Below are 3,081 nucleotides of genomic sequence, written 5' to 3'. Positions count from 1 at the left end.
CGCGTAATCTTAATGCCACCTGCGGTTGAACCGCTGCACCCGCCGATGAACATCAGCATCAGCAGAACGCTGCGGCTGAAGCTGGGCCAGTTGTTATAGTCGTCCGACGCATAACCTGTCGTACTACCGATAGACACAGCCTGGAAAATACTGTGACGAAGAGCGCCGTTAAAATCCATATAACCGGAAAAATACAGATTGCCACAGATAAGTGCAGCCGCTGTTGTGAGTATCAGCAGATAATATCTGTGTTCGCTGTCCTGCCGCACGGACGCCCAATCGCCACGCCAGATTTTATAATACAAAGAAAAGTTCATGCTGGCAATCAGCATAAAAACAATAGCAATAATCTCAACATAAATAGACCTAAAGGAAATCAGGCTATCGTGATAATAGGAAAAGCCGCCTGTCGCCATAGTTGCCAACGCCAGGTTCAGCGCCTGAAATATCGGCAAACCTGCAAGCAGCAGTAAGGCAACCTCCACTGCTGTTAAAATAACATAGATTAAGAGAATCATCATGGCAGATTCCTTGATTTTCGGCAAAGTACGTTCAGCCGTACCACCAGGAAGCTCTGCGTTGAACAGGTAGCTTGTACCGCTGTTCATCTGCGGCATGATGATAATAAACAGCATGATAACGCCGATGCCGCCGGTCCAGTGCGTTAAACAGCGCCAGACACGAATGCTAGGCGGAAAATCGTTAAAAGAAAGTGCGGTAGTAACACCGGTAGTAGAAAAACCGGAAACACTTTCAAAAACCGCCGCAATCGGGTCCGCGGGATTTAAAAACAAATACGGCAGCGCACCCATCAGACAGACCAGCAGCCAACCGCAGCCTACGACCGCAATAGCTTCACGCACGCGCAGGCGCTGACGCGGTCTTCTGCTGCCAAAGAGGTTAAAAAGCGAGGAGATAGTGCTGGTTGTAATCAGCGTAAATATAAAAATCCATATATGCTCCCTATCTGCAAATAACGCAGCAATCAGCGGTACCAGCAATACACAGGAAAATGCTATTGTCAGCTTGGCTAATAAACGGTTAACAAGCCTTGAATCCATAATTAAGCGCCCCGGCCTTCAAATAACGGTACTGTAGTCTTGGAAAATTCACTTTTGATAAAGAGAATTACGCGGTCATTAGCATGCAGGACAGTATTACCATTAGGAATATAGGCTTCATTACCACGCACAATGGCACACAGCAGGCATTCCGGCGGCAGGTTCATATCACGCACTGCCACACCGTCTACATCGCTGTTTTCGCCGACGATGATTTCCAAAGCCTCGGCCTGTGCGCCCTCCAACAGTGATACGGATACAATACCACCCTTGCGGACGAAACGCAGCACCTCGCCTGCACTCAAAAGACGCGAAGACAGTACGATGTCTACGCCAACCTTTTCCATAAGCTCGATATATTCGTTACGTGCAACACGCACGATAGTCTTTCGTGCGCCCAGATGCTTGGCCAGCTGTGCCAGCAAAAGGTTCAGCTTATCATCTTCGGTCAGGCAAATAACAACGTCTGCTTCCGAAACTCCCTCTTCAATCAGAAGGTCGATATCGGTACCGTCACCACACAAAACCAAACCACGCTTCAGCTTGGCAGCCAAAAGCTGGCAGCGGTCCTTATCCTTTTCGATAACCTTTACCTGAATGCCCTGCTTTTCTAACATGGGAGCCAAAAAGCGACCTGTGCGGCCCGCACCGATGATGAGAACCTTCTCCAACTTTTCATATGTATTGGAAAAGGAATTTTCGAACTCACGGATTGCTTCATGCTTGCCTACGAAGTAAACGTTATCGCCCGGAATTACGTAATCATTACCATGAGGAATAATCATCTGATGACGTCTGAAAACCATGGCCATTAGGATATCCTTAGGAATGTTCAAATCCTTCAGCGGGATATTAACTATAGGCGAATCCTCCTTCACCTTAGCTTCGAACATACGCACCTTACCGTCAGCAAAGTCATCTACGTTCAATGCAGATGGTGTCATCAGGATATGGTCGATTTCACCTGCGGTAATGCGCTCAGGATTGATTACGAGGTCAATTTTCATATCATTTTTCAGCATTTCCGGCGAATGGATAGCATAATCCACATTGCGGATACGGGCAACGGTATGCTTTATGCCGTGATTCTTGGCCATTAGGCAGGTTACCATATTTACTTCATCACTATCTGTGCAGGCGATAAGCACATCAGAGGCACTGATATCAGGATCAGCAAAGGTCATAGGGCTGCAGGAGTTGCCTTCAATCGCAAGAACGTCCAATGTGTTTTGGATAACGTCCTTGCGCTTGGGGTCGATTTCTACAACTACTACATCAAACTGATCTTCAGCTAAAAGCTGTGCAATACTAAAGCCAAGCTTGCCTGCACCAGCTATCACTATACGCATTCTAATTACTCCTTTAAGATGGAAAACCCATTAATTTCTATTGCTTAAATACTGCTCTATATTATAACACAAATAGCCTTAAACGTCGACAGATGCTATTTTGACGATGTTAGCGAAGTGTTAATAATATGTAAGATGGCTGTTATCATGGTAAACTGAGCGAGGGATATATTGTGCAAGGAATAGCAATTTCAGCGAATAAGTGTCTAGAATCATCGAAGTGTTGCATTCTTGCGGGCGCATCCAAGAAGTGAGTACGCAGGAGGATGCTGATTGGCTGTCACACATAGAATTCTGGTAAATTGAGCGAGAGGTATATCGTGTAGGGAATAGCAATTTTAGCGAATGAGTGTCTGGAATCATCGAAACAAGGCAACCGAAGCCTAAATATTACTTTCGAACAAGATCGGCGCCGCACGTTTCGTTATGATTCCACACGAAATTTGCGTTAAGAAATTGCTGCTGACCGGAACGATATACCTCTCGCGACCAGCAATACTTCATTAAGAAGCTCCCGCTGCCAACTTTACTGCATAATTGTAGAATCTATCCTCAGTCAAAAAGCATGTAAACATGCTTTTCGACACGCCTCGCCACAAGCGTGCCTATGCGTCGCAAAGCTCCTTTAGGCACGGTGGCTGGGCAGCCAGGCCCGCTGCTGGTCATAAGAT

General features: G+C 46.3%; 2 protein-coding genes. Both read right to left on the bottom strand.

Going from position 1 to position 3,081, the window contains the following annotated elements:
* Positions 1-1,061 (bottom strand): TrkH family potassium uptake protein (locus BN587_RS00530; RefSeq protein WP_044483869.1); only part of this gene is annotated, 1,061 nt, incomplete at its 3' end.
* Between the two features lie 2 nt (positions 1,062-1,063).
* Positions 1,064-2,410, bottom strand: coding sequence for a Trk system potassium transporter TrkA (trkA, locus tag BN587_RS00525; protein WP_021719219.1), 1,347 nt, complete (start codon positions 2,408-2,410; stop codon positions 1,064-1,066).
* Between the last annotated feature and the right edge of the window lie 671 nt (positions 2,411-3,081).

Origin of the sequence: Phascolarctobacterium succinatutens CAG:287 (assembly GCF_000434895.1) — a bacterium.
GTDB lineage: Bacteria > Bacillota > Negativicutes > Acidaminococcales > Acidaminococcaceae > Phascolarctobacterium_A > Phascolarctobacterium_A succinatutens_A.
Note: the sequence above shows the minus strand (reverse complement) of the source record. Positions and strands in the feature narration are given on the sequence as shown.

Bases quoted from the DNA above. Each gene is read 5' to 3' on its own strand.
- trkA (WP_021719219.1), bottom strand. From the start codon at position 2,410: ATGCGTATAGTGATAGCTGGTGCAGGCAAGCTTGGCTTTAGTATTGCA.